This window comes from Streptomyces sp. NPDC096012, from assembly GCF_040426375.1.
GTDB lineage: Bacteria > Actinomycetota > Actinomycetes > Streptomycetales > Streptomycetaceae > Streptomyces.
The window spans coordinates 18,846-33,011 of the sequence record NZ_JBEOTD010000060.1; the positions used below are offsets into that span (position 1 = coordinate 18,846).

Consider the following 14,166-nt stretch of genomic DNA (forward strand, 5'->3'; position numbering starts at 1 on the left):
CCGGCCCGTCCGGACCAGGCGCCCCGCCGTACCCGGCCCGTCCGGACCACGCGTCCCGCCGTACCCGGCCGTCCGAACCGCGCCTGGCCGCCCGGATCCGTGTCCGGCTCGCACAATTCGCGCCTGCTGCCCGGATCCGTGTCCGGCTCGCACGACCCGCGCCTGGCCGCCCGGGTGTCTGGCTCGCACGACCCGTGCCCGGCCCGCCCGGATCCGCGCCCGGCCCGCCCGATCCGCGCCCGGCCCGTCCGAAGCGCTCGCCCAGCCGCGCCGCTCGCCCGCGGGGCCACACGCCCAGCCGCGCCGCACGCCCAGTCTCGCCTCACCCGCCCGCCCGCACCGGAGCAGACCGTCCCGGCGAGTCCCCGGGGCGGCCCTTTCCCGCACCGGAGCACGGCGGTCCCCGCACCGGAGCACGGCGGTCCCCGCACCGGAGCACGGCGTCCCGGCGGGTTCCCGCGGCGGTCCGTCGCTACGCCGGGGTCATCAGCAGGGGCCGGGCGCGCTCGCGCAGTTCCACCACCTGCGGCTCGTCCCCGTACGGCTCCAGCCGGTGCAGCAGATCCCTCACGTACTCCGTCGTCCGCACCGACGAGATCCGCCCGGCCACCTCCACGGCCCGCACGCCCTGCTCGCAGGCCGCGTCCAGGTTCCCGGACTCCAGCTCGGCCACCGCCGAGACGACCAGCCGCAGCCCGTGCGACCGCACGAACTCCTCCGTCGGCTTCGACAGCGCCTGCTCGGTGAAGCGCCGGACCTGCCGCGGCGCCTTCAGGTCCCGGTAGCACTCGGCCGCGTCGGCGGCGAACCGGTCGTAGCCGTAGAAACCGAGCCAGGACGGGTCGCTGTCGCCCTCCCGGGACCGCTCGAGCCACCCCTCGGACGCCTTCAGCGCCGCGCCCGCCGCCTGCGCGTCTCCCGCGCGCGCGTGGGCCCGCGCCTCGACCAGCCGGAAGAAGCTCATGGTGCGGGCGGTCGCCAGGCCCCGGTTGCGCTCCAGGGCGGCCTGCGCCAGGTCGACCCCCTCGTCGCCGAAGCCCCGGTAGGTGGCCTGCAGCGACATGGAGGCGAGGACATAGCCGCCGAGCGGCACGTCGGCCGCCGCGCGCGCGAGCCGCAGCGCCTGGATGTAGTAGCGCTGCGCGGCCTCCTGCTGTCCGGTGTCGAAGGCCATCCAGCCGGCGAGGCGGGTCAGTTCCGCGGAGGCCCCGAACAGGGCGCGGCCGACCTCGTCGGAGTAGGAGCCGAGCAGCAGCGGTGCCGCCTCCACCCGAAGGCACTCCGGCACCATCGAGGAACGCCAGTCACCGCCCCCGTACTTGGAGTCCCACCGCCTGGCGTCCTCGGCGGCCTCCCGCAGTTTCTGCACATCGCTGTGGCCGACTTTGATCGGTGCGCCCGAGTCCTCGGCGGAGCCCGCCTCCCGCGCGACCGAGCTGTCGGCGGGGGTTATCAGCCATCGTGAGGCGGGCGTTGCGTATGCGCTCACTGCGAACGATCCGGCGAGGGACTGCCAGATGCCGCCGGAGCCGGCCCGGCGTCCGGCGAGGTCGAGACGGTACAGCTCCGTCGCCGACCTCACCGCCTGTGCCACGTCTCTGGGGAAGGCGAGGCCCACTTCGGGTGCGGGGTCCGCGTCCGCCAGGCCGATCTCGTGGAGCGGCACCGGTCGGCCGAGCTTCTGTCCGATGGCGGCCGCGATGAGGTGCGGCGCCGCGCCCTGCGGCACCATGCCCTTCGACACCCAGCGCGCCACGGAGGTCTTGTCGTAGCGAAGAGTCAACCCGCGTTGGGCGCCAAGGTCGTTGACGCGTCGCGCGAGTCCTGCGTTGCTGATTCCCGCGAGGGCGAGAACGGCGCCGAGTTTTTCGTTCGGCCCGCGTTGCTCCCTGGACATGAGCCACCCCTCGACACAGACGGCTGTCGCGCTGGCATAACCACGCGGCATTCGTAAACCCAGCGTAGTTCGCCGCATCCCAAGCGTTAAGGGGCATTGTTCCGGTTGGCGGGATTGTGGTCCGTACGAAACGGTGATCCTGTACGCACCGTGCACGGCCTGTCGCCGCGTGCCCCTGCCCGTGTGGCCGTGCGCCCGCCCGTGCGCTCTTCTCCGGCCACCTGGGGAGCGGTTCCATGGCTCTTGCGTGGGTCGGCCCGCTGTACTGGATCCAGCGGGCTGGGGGACACCGCCACCTTCATCCCCGCGGGTGGCGGACCGGTCCGGGAGGCGATGCCCGCCTCCCGGACCGTGCGCATGTGTATCCCTCCGCGCGCTCCCCAGGCCTGTACGGAGAGTGCTCAAACCCCGCCGCTCGCCGCAGATTTGGCCGAAATTCGACCCTGCCTGATGCGATTGACTCCCGCTCCGACCATGCAACTTGACGGCGCGAAAGGAGTTTTGGGGAGCGTACAGGGGGCGCATTCACGTCGCTTGCCTCGGGGGCCGCCAAACCGCGCCCGACCTCGTCACTCGCCAACTCCCCGGGCGCCCGCGCCGACTTCCCCCGGACGCCCGCGCAGGCGCCCGAGCGGGTCCGCGCGCGGCGATCAAGCGGCGCTCTCTCGGCGTCCGGCGGCGATCTCTCGGCGTCCGCCGAATTTTCCCTCGATCGAAGGCCGCGCCACCGTCCCTCTCCGGTACGCCCTTCATGGCAGCATGGGGACCCGGTTCGTGCGGTGCACTGGTGGTCCACAGCCTGTGGAGGCGTCGATGCGGTGGTTGGTGGGTTGGAGCAGCACCGCCACGGGCGCCGCCGGGACGGGTGCCGCGGGTGCCCTGGGCTACGACGGCGAGTCCCTGCACCCGGTCGGCTCCCAGCTCCTGTGGGGCGACCCGGACCCGCTGTGGGCCGTCGGCGACTGGCGCCCCGACGAGGTGCGCCTGGTCCGCGCCGACGGACAGAACCGGATCGCCGTCCTCGGTATCTGCGGCGCCTCCGACGAGGACCTGCGCCGCGCGCTGTTCACCGCGCGCGGGGGCGCACTGCGCCATCTGACGAGCTGGCCGGGCAGCTACACGGCCGTCGTCCAGGTGGGCCGGCGCATCACCGTCTGCGGCGACCTCGCGGGCGCCCGCCCGGTGTTCCACACCCCCTGGGCCGGCGGCACGGCCTACGCCACCGCGGCCCTGCCCCTCGCCGACCTCGTCGAGGCCAACCTCGACTTCGGCCACCTGGCCGCCCTGCTCGCGGCCCCCGACGTACCGGCCGCGCTGGGCGACACCACCCCGTACGACGGCGTACGGCGAATTCCGCCGGGGCATGCGCTGGTGCTGCGCGCCGGGGCGCGCGAGGTCGCCGGGTACGAACAGGTCGCCTCCCTCGCCGTGGCCGCGCCCCCGGCCGACCCCGGGCGCTCGGTGGACGCCGTGCGGGACGCCCTCGTGGAGGCGGTCCGCACCCGGCTGTCGGCGCCCCGGCACGTGCCCGATCTCGACCCCGGGCCGGTGCCCGGCATGGGCCCCGCCGAGCGGCGGGCCGCGCGCGGGATGCCGGTGCCCGGTATCGGCGCCGACCTGTCCGGCGGCCCTGCCTCCGGCACGCTCGCGCTGCTCGCCGCCGGGCTGCCGGGCAGACCCGGCACGCTCCTCGGCCACGGCACGGGCGCGGGCGAGCGCCTCCTCGCCGTCACCTTCAACGACCTCGCGGTGGGCGGACGCGAGGCCGAGCTCGAACGCGCGGGAACGCTCGCCGCCAACCCCCGCCTGCACCACGTCGTGGTCACCGGTGGCGAGGAGACGCTGCCCTACGCCGACCTCGACGGCCCGCTCACCGACGAGCCGGGGCCCTCGCTGGTGTCGGCCGGCCGGCACCGCGCCCGGCTCGCCGCCGGCAGCGCCGACCACTTCACCGGCCACGGCGCCCGCCAGGTGCTGGACGCCCACCCCGCCCGGCTCGCCGACCTGCTGATGGACCGCCAACGCCGGTACCTGGTGCGGCCCGTCGCCGCCCTCGCGCGGGCCGACGGCTCGGTGATGGTCCCCGCGCGCGTGTACGGCGCGGCCCGGCGCCTCGCCCGCACTCCCTACCGGACGGGCCTGGAGGTGCTGGCCGAGCGGCTGATGCGGCGCCGCTTCGACGAGCCGAAGGGGGCGGTCGGCGCGTCCCTCGCCGCGCTGACCTGGGCCAGACCGGGGCCGGCGGCGCGCTGGCTGACGGGTGAGGCACTGGCTGAAGTATCGGTTCTGCTGGCGAGTGCGGCGGAACGCTCCAGCACCGGCCCGGACCGGCGTCCCGGCGACCACCGCGCGCGTGCGGCGCTCGCCCGGTACGCCGCCGATCTGCGCGTGCTGGAACAGGCCGCCGAGGTCCGCTCCCAGCGCCTGCACGCGCCGTTCCTCGACAACCAGGTCGTCCGGGCCTGCCGCGAGCTCCCGGAGGCGCTGCGGGTCCAGCCCGGCGCCCGCGCGGCCATCCTCCGTACGGTCCTGGAAGGCGCCGGCGTCACCGGCCTCCCGCCCGGCTGGGGCGCCCCCTCCCACGCGTCCTCGGCGGCCGCCACGCGCGCGGGCCTGCGGGTGTCGGCCGACCCCCTGATCGACCTCTTCTCCACCCCGCTGCTGGCCGACGCCGGGCTGGTGGAGGCGCGCGTCGTGCGCAAGGCGCTGCGCGCGGCGGCGGCGGGCGAGCCGCTTCCGCTGGACGGCCTCGCCGATCTCGTCTCCCTCGAACTCTGGCTGCGTCGCCTCCTCTCCCGCCGGGGCACCTGCTGGACCGGAACCCCGGCCCGCGCCCGCGCGGTCCCTTCGGGGATCCAGCCGAGGCGCAGCGCGTTGACGCCGGGGGCGTGACGGTCTGTGCCCTGGCCGGCGCGGGGGGCCGGCTCCGCCGCGTTTCCGGGTGGTGCCGTGGCCCAGGGGGATGCGATGTCCTCGGCTTCCTCGGCTGGGTGCGGGGCGGTGGCCGTCGAGGGGCGCCGGGGGGCGGTTACCGGCAGGTGAACCGGGACTCGGCCCAGTCCGCCGGTGCCGCCCGGCCGAAGAGGTCGTCGAGGGGTGTCACGACGAGCCGCACGGACGTGTGCCCGGTCAGGTCCACGTGGACCGGGACGGCCCGGTCGCGGCCGTCGACCGGGCCGGACCGCCACAGCCGTACCCCGTCGGCGTAGACGGAGAAGGAGACCCTGTCGAGGCCGAGCATCATGTCGTCCACGCCGGCCATCGCGTCGTAGGCGGTGCACGGGCGGTTGAGGGCGATCGTGACGGACGACTCGCCTTGGACGGTCACCCCGCGCCCGTACCGCTTGCCGCCGATCGACATGCCGTAGCGCTGCCACACCCAGCTGCTGCCGCCCAGCTCGATCTCCGGCCGCGTACCGTCGCCGTTGACGTCGTAGCGCAGTTCGCTCAACTCGTAGATGGCGGGGGCCGGCGGGGGAGGGGGTGTCGGGGTCGGCCTGGGCGCCGGCTTCGCCGGTGGCGCCGGCGGTGGCGCGGTGCGGGTCGGCTCGGGCGTCGGCCTGGGGGTGGGTGCCGGCCTGGGCGTCGGAGTCGGGGTCGGCGTAGGGGTCGGCTCGGGGGCGAGCGCCACCGGCTTCGGCGAGGGTCTCCTCGCCGCGGGTGGCGGCGCGGGCGTGGGTGTCCCGGGCCGTACGACCGGCGCCGAAGGAGCCGGCCTCGCGACCTCCTTCGCCGGGTGGTCGTCGTTCACCAGGGCCAGTGCCACCGCGGCGGCGGCCACCGCGACGACACCGGCGGCGATACCCGCCTTCACCGGCGCACCGAGCCCCTCCGAGGCGGCTGCGCCCGCACCGCCGGACGACCCGCCGGCCGCCGCGGCGGCACCCGCGGCACCCGCCCCGGCGCTGCCGGCCACGATCCCGAGCGCCTTGGCGTACCCGGCGGCCCCGAACCAGCCGATGACCGCGACCGGGACGACGCCGGGGATGCCGTCCGCGACCTCTTCGATCTGCGCCGCCGCCAGCCGGCACCGGGCACACTCCGCCAAGTGCTTGCGCAGGCCCCGTTCGGCGCGGATGCGCAGCTTGCGGCGGGCGTAGGTGCCGAGCTGGTCGGCGTAGCGGGCGCACTCCTCGTCGTCGGCGAGGGCGGCGCTGACGTGTGCCTGGAGGTAGGCCTGCTTCAGGCCCTCACGGGCGCGGCTGGCCAGTACCCGGGTGCCGTTGGCGTCCAGCCCGAACAGCACGGCCACCTCGCTGGGCGACTCGTCCTCCACCTCGGTGTGCCAGAGCACGGCCTGCCAGCGTTCGGGCAGCGAGCGGAAGGCCTGCATCGCCATGGACTGCTCGGCCTCGTGCAGGGCCCGCACGTCGGCACCGAGGTCCAGCCCCGCGCCGAAGGAACCGGCGGACGCGCTGTCGTCGGACGCCTCGGCGGCCCGCGCGGCCTGCTGGGCGAAGGTGGCGAAGTCGTCGACGAGCTGTTCGCGCCGGGCCGACCTGGCCCAGTGCGCGGCCACGCGTCGTACACAGGTCAACAGGTAGGCGCGGACAGCGTGTTCGGGGCCGGAACCGCCGCGCACGGCCTGCAGCATCCGGGCGAAGACCTCGGCCGTGAGGTCGTCGGCGGTGTGGCCGTCCCGGCAGCAGGCCCGTGCGTAGCGCCGTACGGCGTCCGCGTGCCGCCGGTACAGCTCCGCGTAGGCGGAGTCGTCACCGCCGCGCATCCGGTCGATCAGCTCACCGTCGGCGGGGGGCGTCTCCCGGGGCGGCGGGAGCACGCTGTTCTCACGCTGGGCCGGCACGTTCTGCTCCGGCGCGACGTGGGCCGGCACGTTCTGCTCCGGCGGGACGCGGGCCGGCACGTTCTGCTCCGGCGGGACGCGGGCCGGCACGTTCTGCTCCGGCGCGACGCGGGACGGTACGGCCCGGCCGCCCTGACTCGGCACCTGGGACGGGGCTTGCCCGGCGGCCTCCGCGGCACCGTCCCCGCGGGACTCGTCCCACCCGTCAACGCTCATCGCGCAAAGCCCCCGACACCGGCCCCCGACCAACCCGTCACCGGCTCAGAGTGCCACAGCGCCATGTGCCGCAGGCCCGTCGTCCGCGGCATCCACTCATCCGAGCGGACTTGTCACCACCCCGTACGGAACCCACCCGAACGAGCGGCCGAACAGCACCGTCCTTCCGCCCGGCCGGCGCGCCCCGGACACGCACGGCGACGTGCGGCCCGACGCCCGTGTACAACCGTGGCCCGCCGGCGTCCGCCCGGAGCCGCTGCCCGGGGCGGCCGGGCGTCCGCAGGTGGTCGGCGCTTCCCGGCCCCGGCATCCGTGCGGGGGCGTCGCCTCCCGCCTCCCGGCGTCCGCCCGGAGCCGCTGCCCGGCGCGGCCGGGCGTCCGCATGGTCGGCGCTTCCCGGCCCCGGTACCCGCCCGCACCCCGCCGTGCCGGGCGGGCGGTGGTGCGGGTGGGTTTCCGGGGCTCGCCGGAGGCGGGTGGTGCCGGTTACGCCGGCCGGGACCGCAGGCCCTCCAGCAGGATGTCGAGCAACCGCGAGGACGCGGCCGCCTGCTGGGCCGGGTCCGGCAGCGACGGCGCCGCCGTGGCGATCACGAGCAGTACGTCGGACACGGACACGTCCGGTCGCAGCTCGCCCGCCGTCCGCGCCCGCTCCACCAGTCGCCCGACGACCTCGAGCAGCGCCCCGGCCCCGGTGTCGTCGACCGGCACCGCGCCCTCGTCCGCCATCAGCCGCAGTTCACCGGTCCCCGGCTGCAGCCGCTGCTGAGGCACCCGGGTCGGGTCGACCGGAGCGGCCGGGACGGGCGAACCGCCCTGGCTCTCCGGGCCGTCCGAGCCCACCCGCAGCACCTGGGGCGGGAGCAACCGCCCCGCGCCCGACGCCACGGACGTCCGCAGGAACCGCGACAGCGCCGACCAGGGCTCGTCCTCCTGCCCGAGCGCGGTACGCGCCTGCTCCGTCAGCCGTGACGTCTCCTCCTCGGCGATCCGCCGTACCAGTACGTCCTTGCTGGGAAAGCGCCGGTACACCGTGCCCACACCGACCCGCGCACGCCGCGCCACGTCCTCCATCGGCGCGCCGTACCCCAGCTCGCCGAACACCTCACGCGCCGCACGCAGCACGTGCTCCAGATTGCGCTGTGCGTCCACGCGCAGCGGCGTCGTACGCACCCCGTCCGCGCGTCCGTTGCCCGTCGCCGCGCTCACCGCGGCGCCATCAGGCGCCACGACGGCTGCGGATGACCATTGCTTGTCCTGAACATGCATGTATTCCCCCGGTAATGACGTCTCCCCCCGGAGACTCTCCCCGCCTGAACCCGGTGTGCGCGGAACGGGCGTCAGTCCCGACCGGACCCGCCCGTCGCGGACCCGTTCGACCACATTCCCTACACCCCGTCGTCACAAGAACATAGTTGAGAGGGAGTCAATTCAGAAGGGGCAGGTTCCGCACAGTGCGCCCCCCGATCGGAGTACGGGTCATGTACGCACCGGTTCGGCACCTTCGTACCGTCTCACCCCTCCGCGCTGACCTGGCCCCTTTCGTCCTGCCCGGACGCCGACGCCGACCCCGCCCACATCCGGCCGCCGGTCACACAAATTGCCGGGGCTGTGGACAAACAACAGCGCCGGGTGCGTCATGGGATGGTGAAGGAACGTGCGCGCATTCTGGTTGTCGGCGGCGGCTACGTCGGGATGTACACGGCCCTGCGCCTCCAGCGGAAGCTGAAGGCCGAGCTCAGGCGGGGCGAGGTCGACATCACGGTCGTCACACCCGATCCGTACATGACGTACCAGCCGTTCCTTCCCGAGGCGGCCGCGGGTTCGATCTCCCCCCGTCACGTCGTCGTACCGCTGCGCCGCGTCCTGGACCGCTGCCACGTCGTCGTCGGCGAGGTGACCTCCATCGACCACGCCGTACGCACCGCCGCCGTCGCCACGCTCGCCACCGCCGAGGAGGGCAGGCCGCCCGAACTCATCGGCTACGACGAGCTGGTGCTCGCCCCCGGTTCGGTCTCCCGCACGCTGCCCGTCCCGGGCCTCGCCGAGTACGGCATCGGCTTCAAGACCGTCGAAGAGGCCATCGGCCTGCGCAACCACGTCATCGAGCAGATGGACATCGCCTCCTCCACCCGCGACCCCGCGATCCGCGACGCCGCCCTCACCTTCGTGTTCGTCGGCGGCGGCTACGCGGGCGTGGAAGCGCTCGGCGAGCTGGAGGACATGGCGCGCTACGCCGCCCGCTCCTACCACAACGTCCGCCCCGAGGACATGAAGTGGATCCTCGTGGAGGCCTCCGACCGCATCCTCCCCGAGGTCGGCGAGGAGATGGGCCGCTACACCGTCACCCAGCTGCGCCGCCGCAACATCCAGGTGCTCCTGGACACCCGTCTGGAGTCCTGCTCCGGCCGCGTCGCCGTCCTCAGCGACGGCCAGCGCTTCCCGACCCGCACGCTGGTGTGGACGGCCGGCGTCAAACCGCACCCGCTGCTCGCCGCCACCGACCTGCCGCTCACCGGCCGGGGCCGCCTGAAGTGCACCGCCGAGCTGACCGTGGACGGCGCCCCGCACGCGTGGGGCGCGGGCGACGCCGCCGCCGTCCCCGACGTCACCGCCGGTCGCCCCGGCGCCGAGACCGCCCCCAACGCGCAGCACGCCGTCCGGCAGGCCGGGGTCCTCGGCGACAACATCGTCCACGCGCTGCGCGGCGAGCCCCTCCGGACGTACACGCACGCGAACGCCGGCTCCGTGGCCTCCCTCGGCCTGCACAAGGGCGTCGCCCAGGTCTACGGGCGCAAGCTGAAGGGCTACCCTGCCTGGTTCATGCACCGCGTCTACCACCTCAGCCGGGTGCCCACCGTCAACCGAAAGGCCCGGGTGCTCGCCGAATGGACCCTCGCCGGGTTGTTCAAACGGGAGATCGTCTCCCTCGGCTCGCTCGAACATCCGCGAGCGGAGTTCGAACTCGCGGCCGGTGGAAAGCCTCCTCACAGCCCCTTCGACGACCCGAAGGGGTCGACCTGACCGGACCGAGGAACTCCACGGACCCCCGAGGCGTCTGACGGATGTCGCCGCGGCCCGCCTCTGCCAGACTGCCCCACACCCTCGGACGGGCCACCCGCCCGTCCTCAGCACCCACGAGGCTCTGCCCACAGTGAACTTCACGCGCTGGAGCGCCCGGCTCCCCGGAACACAGCGCCGCGCCGCAGCGCGGACCGAGACCCCGGTCTCCCTGGACCGCCGGGGGGAAGGCTCCGTGCCCGCGGCCCGCGCCGAGCAGCGGCCCGACGGGACACAACCGGTGCCGGCGGTCGACGAACTGCCCGCGCGCGACGTCCTCGACCGCGTCCCGGCCCTCGTCGCCCTGGTCCACGGCACCGACCACCGCATCGCCTACGTCAACGACGCCTACACGGCCGCCTTCGGCTCCCGCCCCGCCGGGTCCCCCGCGCACCAGGCGCTGCCCGAACTCGCCGCACTCGGCCTCCTCCCGCTCCTCGACCAGGTGCTGCGCAGCGGCAAGCCCCGCACACTGAAGTCCCGCAAGGCCGTCGACGGCCGCTCGTACACCTTCACCTGCACCCCGGTCGCGGAGGACGGCGACCGCGACGGCGGCGTCCTCGTCTTCGCCACCGACGTCACCGACCACGCCGAGGCTGCCGAGCGCCTGCGCGCCAGCGAGCGCCGGCAGCGCGAGACGGCGGTGACCCTGCAGAGATCCCTGCTCCCCCAGGAGCTGGAGCAGCCCGACGACCTGCGTATCGCCGCCACCTACCAGCCCGGTGGCACGGAGGCCGCGGTGGGCGGCGACTGGTACGACGTCATCACCCTGGGCGGCGGCCGCACGGCCCTGGTCATCGGCGATGTCATGGGCCGGGGCGTGCGGGCGGCGGCCGTCATGGGCCAGCTGCGCACCGCCGTGCGCGCCTACGCCCGTCTCGACCTGCCCCCGCACGAGGTCCTGCAGCTCCTCGACGGCCTCGCCACCGAGATCGACGCCAACCAGATCGCCACCTGCGTCTACGCCGTGCACGACCCCAACGAGGGCCGCCTGGTGTACGCGTCCGCGGGGCACCTGCCGATCCTGGTCCGCGACGAGAGCGGCTCGGTCTCCCGCGCCGACGAGCCCACCGGGCCGCCGCTCGGCACCGGCGGCTGGATCCACGCCTCGGGTTCCATCGCCCTCGGCCCCGGGGCCACCGCGGTCCTCTACACCGACGGCCTGGTCGAGCGCCGTGACGAGGACCTGGACGAGGGCATCGCCGCACTCGAACGCGCCCTGGCCGGCGCGACCGGCAGCCCGCAGGTCGTCTGCGACCGCCTGGTCCGCTCGGCCGGCGTCACCGCCGACCACGACGACGACGTGGCCGTCCTCGTCCTCCAGCACCCGGCGCGCACGGGCCCCGAGAGCGACCTCTTCCGCAACGCCGCCCTGGAACTCCTCGGCGGCGTGGAGGCCGCCCCGCGCGCCCGCGCCTTCGCCTCCGGCGTGCTGACCAGCTGGCGCTTCCCCGGCGAACTGCACGATCTGGGCGTCCTCGCCACCAGTGAGCTGGTCGCCAACAGCCTGCAGCACGGCGTCCCGCCCATGCGGCTGCGGCTGCGCCGCACCGACCGGCGCCTGATCATCGAGGTCACCGACGGCGACGATCACCTGCCCCGCCGACGCCGTGCGGAGCCCGGCGACGAGTCCGGCCGGGGCATCGCCATCGTGGCGACGATCGCCTCCAGCTGGGGCTGCCGCAGGACACCGGGCGGCGGCAAGGCGGTGTGGTGCGAGTTCGTCCTGCCGAGGGCGAAGCACTGACCGGGACGGGCGGACGGGCCGGCAGGCGGGTCGCGACACTCCCGGAGGAGCGCCGCGCCCCGCTCACGCCTCCACGGTGACCGGTTCCGCGGCCCCCCGGGCCACCACCCGGCTCTTCGCGGCGGCCCACGGCTGGTCCTGAGCGACGGTGAGCCGCCGTCCCAGCCGCAGTGCCAGCCAGGTGATGCCCAGCGAGAACAGCAGGAAGGTCACGACGTACGGCGCGTGCAGGGAGGCCCCCATGGGCCCGCCCACGGCCGGTCCGACGGCCAGCGCCAGCTGCTTGACGAGGGCGAACGCGGAGTTGTACTGCCCGGCCATGCCCTCCGGCGCCAGATCGGCGACCAGCGGCGCGACCGTCGGCGACAGCATCGCCTCGCCCAGCCCGAACAGGGCGTACGTCGACACGAACGCGGCCGTGGCCGTCTCCTGGCTGCCGTGGCCCAGTCCCGCGTACCCGGCGGCCAGCCAGGCGACGGCCCAGATGAGTCCGACCGCGGCTATGACCCGGGACCGCCGGCGCCGCTCCACGAACTTCAGCACGACGAACTGGGCGACCACGATCATCAGTGTGTTCGCGGCCAGCGCCGTGCCCAGCGCGGAGGTGGATATCCCGGCCGCCTCCACGCCGTACGCGCTCAGCCCCGACTCGAACTGGCCGTAGCAGGCGAAGAACAGCACGAAACCCAGCACGGACAGCTGCACCATCGCCCGGTTCCCGAGCAGCTGCTTCCAGCCGCGCCTCACCGATCCCGCGGGCGCGTCCTCCATGCGCGGCGAATGCGGCATCCGCACCGTCGCCATCACCACGACCAGCAGCAGGAACATCGCCGCCTCGATCGCGAACAGCAGCGTGAACGAGGACACGCGCGTGGTGTCGACGAGATGACCGCCGATGAGACCACCGACTCCGAGCCCCAGGTTCTGCAGGAAGAACTGCATCGCGAACGACCGCGACCGGGTGTCCGCCGTCGAACAGTCCACGATCATCGTCGCCAGCGCCGGCTGCATCACGGCCTGCCCGGCGCCGAGCGCCGCCGCGGACAGCAGCACGGTCGTCGCGCCGCCCGCGAGGCCGAGGCCCAGCGCGCCGAGAGCGGCGGTTCCCAGGGCGGCGAGCAGGACCGGCAGCGGGCCGCGCCGCACGATCGCCCGGCCGGCGAACGGCAGCACGATCAGCGCGGCCACGGCGAAGACGGCGAGCACGAGTCCCGCCGTCATGGCCCCCAGGCCCCGCACCTGCGCCACGTAGACGTACAGGTAGGGGACCGTGAAGCCGAGCCCGAAGGCGCTGAGTGCGTTGCCCACGTGGATCCGGCGCATCGCTGCGCCCATCGCCCTGGTCACGTTCACCTCTCTCACTAGTTAGGCCTGAAGACTTCAAAGCTAAAGTTCGAAGCTAAAGAGTACACAGTGAAGGACTTCAAAGCAAAGGGGGTGCGTGCGATACTGCGGCCATGGCCGACACCCCAGGCGTCCCGGAGCCGACACTCGAAGAACAGATCGCCGCCTACCAGCGCGAGTTCCAGGACCTCGATCCGCAGGTCGAGAAGGTCGTGTCGGCACTCTCCCGGCTGAACCGCCGCATGAACGTCGCCTACGGCCGCCAGACCGCCGACCTCGGCATCAGCAACGCCGAGTGGGAGGTCCTCAAGGCGCTCGTCCTCTCCGGCGCCCCCTACCGGATGGGTCCCGGGGAGCTGGCCAAGCGCCTCGGCCTCACCCCGGCCGCCATGACCCACCGGATCGACCGCATGGTCACCGAGGGCCTGGTCACCCGGGAGCGCGACGAGTCCAACCGGGTGCGGGTCATCGTCGAGCTGACGCCCGAGGGCCGCGAGAAGTGGCTGGAGGCGATGCGCCTGGCGACCGTCTTCGAGGAAGACCTGCTCCAGGACCTCACACCGGCCGAGCGCACGGTGCTGGGCGACGTCCTGACGCGGCTCCTGCGCCGGGTGGAACACGCGCAGCCCGACGCCGGCGGCCGGCTCACCGACCTCGACTGACGGCGCCCCCGTCGACCGCCCACCCTGGAGCTCCCTAAAAGATGTTGACAGGGGGTGGTTGACACGCCCCTGCTGGATCCGTAAAGTTCTTCGGGTTGCCGCCGAGCCGTAACGGTTCGCCGGCAGCACCTCAGCCGCCTCGAGCGGCGCCTCTCACACCATCAGTACGATCTCCTGACCGAGTTGATTTCGGCGCGCCCGAATTCAATTCGAATAGGGACTCGGCGGCCCGATTGGGAATCGCCGGGCGGATCCGCTAAGGTTTGAGACGTCGGAACGGCCCAAGGGCCGGGAAGGCAAACCCCCCTGACTGGGAGTCAGACGCCGAAAGGATCTGATAGAGTCGGAACCGCCGGAAAGGGAAACGCGAAAGCGGGAACCTGGAAAGCACCGAGGAAATCGGATCGGAAAGATCTGATAGAGTCGGAAACACCGA

The 14,166-nt window shown here is 74.1% G+C and carries 8 protein-coding genes; 4 read left to right on the forward strand and 4 right to left on the reverse strand.

Annotation, left to right across the window (positions count from 1 at the left end):
• Nucleotides 1-472: 472 nt before the first annotated feature.
• Nucleotides 473-1,897, reverse strand: coding sequence for an NsdA family TPR-like regulatory protein (locus ABVB68_RS34575; protein WP_353605164.1), 1,425 nt, complete (start codon nucleotides 1,895-1,897; stop codon nucleotides 473-475).
• A gap of 813 nt (nucleotides 1,898-2,710) precedes the next feature.
• On the opposite strand from ABVB68_RS34575, the gene ABVB68_RS34580 reads away from it, so the two are divergent.
• On the forward strand, nucleotides 2,711-4,789 hold the full coding sequence (locus tag ABVB68_RS34580) for an asparagine synthase-related protein (RefSeq protein ID WP_353605165.1): 2,079 nt from the start codon (nucleotides 2,711-2,713) through the stop codon (nucleotides 4,787-4,789).
• 136 nt (nucleotides 4,790-4,925) lie between these two features.
• Here ABVB68_RS34580 and ABVB68_RS34585 read toward each other — a convergent pair whose 3' ends face one another.
• Both ABVB68_RS34585 and ABVB68_RS34590 read right to left on the reverse strand, forming a co-directional pair.
• Nucleotides 4,926-6,917 carry a sigma-70 family RNA polymerase sigma factor gene (locus ABVB68_RS34585; protein WP_353605166.1) on the reverse strand — a complete coding sequence of 664 codons (1,992 nt, stop codon included), beginning with the start codon at nucleotides 6,915-6,917 and terminating at the stop codon, nucleotides 4,926-4,928.
• A 486-nt stretch (nucleotides 6,918-7,403) separates the two neighbouring features.
• On the reverse strand, nucleotides 7,404-8,186 hold the full coding sequence (locus ABVB68_RS34590; protein WP_353605167.1) for a TetR/AcrR family transcriptional regulator: 783 nt from the start codon (nucleotides 8,184-8,186) through the stop codon (nucleotides 7,404-7,406).
• A gap of 375 nt (nucleotides 8,187-8,561) precedes the next feature.
• Here ABVB68_RS34590 and ABVB68_RS34595 point away from each other — a divergent pair, with 375 nt between their 5' ends.
• Together ABVB68_RS34595 and ABVB68_RS34600 are read left to right on the forward strand one after the other, a co-directional pair.
• Complete coding sequence (locus tag ABVB68_RS34595; protein ID WP_353605168.1) at nucleotides 8,562-9,941, forward strand: NAD(P)/FAD-dependent oxidoreductase; 1,380 nt, start codon at nucleotides 8,562-8,564, stop codon at nucleotides 9,939-9,941.
• Between the two features lie 130 nt (nucleotides 9,942-10,071).
• Complete coding sequence (locus tag ABVB68_RS34600; protein WP_353605169.1) at nucleotides 10,072-11,724, forward strand: ATP-binding SpoIIE family protein phosphatase; 1,653 nt, start codon at nucleotides 10,072-10,074, stop codon at nucleotides 11,722-11,724.
• A gap of 63 nt (nucleotides 11,725-11,787) precedes the next feature.
• Here the strand turns inward: ABVB68_RS34600 and ABVB68_RS34605 are convergent, their stop codons facing one another.
• Nucleotides 11,788-13,071, reverse strand: coding sequence for an MFS transporter (locus ABVB68_RS34605; RefSeq protein ID WP_353605170.1), 1,284 nt, complete (start codon nucleotides 13,069-13,071; stop codon nucleotides 11,788-11,790).
• A gap of 110 nt (nucleotides 13,072-13,181) precedes the next feature.
• Here ABVB68_RS34605 and ABVB68_RS34610 point away from each other — a divergent pair, with 110 nt between their 5' ends.
• Entirely contained in the window at nucleotides 13,182-13,730 is a 549-nt protein-coding gene (locus ABVB68_RS34610) for a MarR family winged helix-turn-helix transcriptional regulator (RefSeq protein ID WP_353605171.1), read from the forward strand.
• Nucleotides 13,731-14,166: the final 436 nt, after the last annotated feature.

Coding starts and splice junctions, on each gene's coding strand:
- ABVB68_RS34585 (WP_353605166.1), bottom strand. CDS start 6,917: ATGAGCGTTGACGGGTGGGACGAGTCCCGCGGGGACGGTGCCGCGGAG.
- ABVB68_RS34580 (WP_353605165.1), top strand. CDS start 2,711: ATGCGGTGGTTGGTGGGTTGGAGCAGCACCGCCACGGGCGCCGCCGGG.
- ABVB68_RS34610 (WP_353605171.1), top strand. CDS start 13,182: ATGGCCGACACCCCAGGCGTCCCGGAGCCGACACTCGAAGAACAGATC.
- ABVB68_RS34590 (WP_353605167.1), bottom strand. CDS start 8,186: ATGCATGTTCAGGACAAGCAATGGTCATCCGCAGCCGTCGTGGCGCCT.
- ABVB68_RS34575 (WP_353605164.1), bottom strand. CDS start 1,897: ATGTCCAGGGAGCAACGCGGGCCGAACGAAAAACTCGGCGCCGTTCTC.
- ABVB68_RS34595 (WP_353605168.1), top strand. CDS start 8,562: ATGGTGAAGGAACGTGCGCGCATTCTGGTTGTCGGCGGCGGCTACGTC.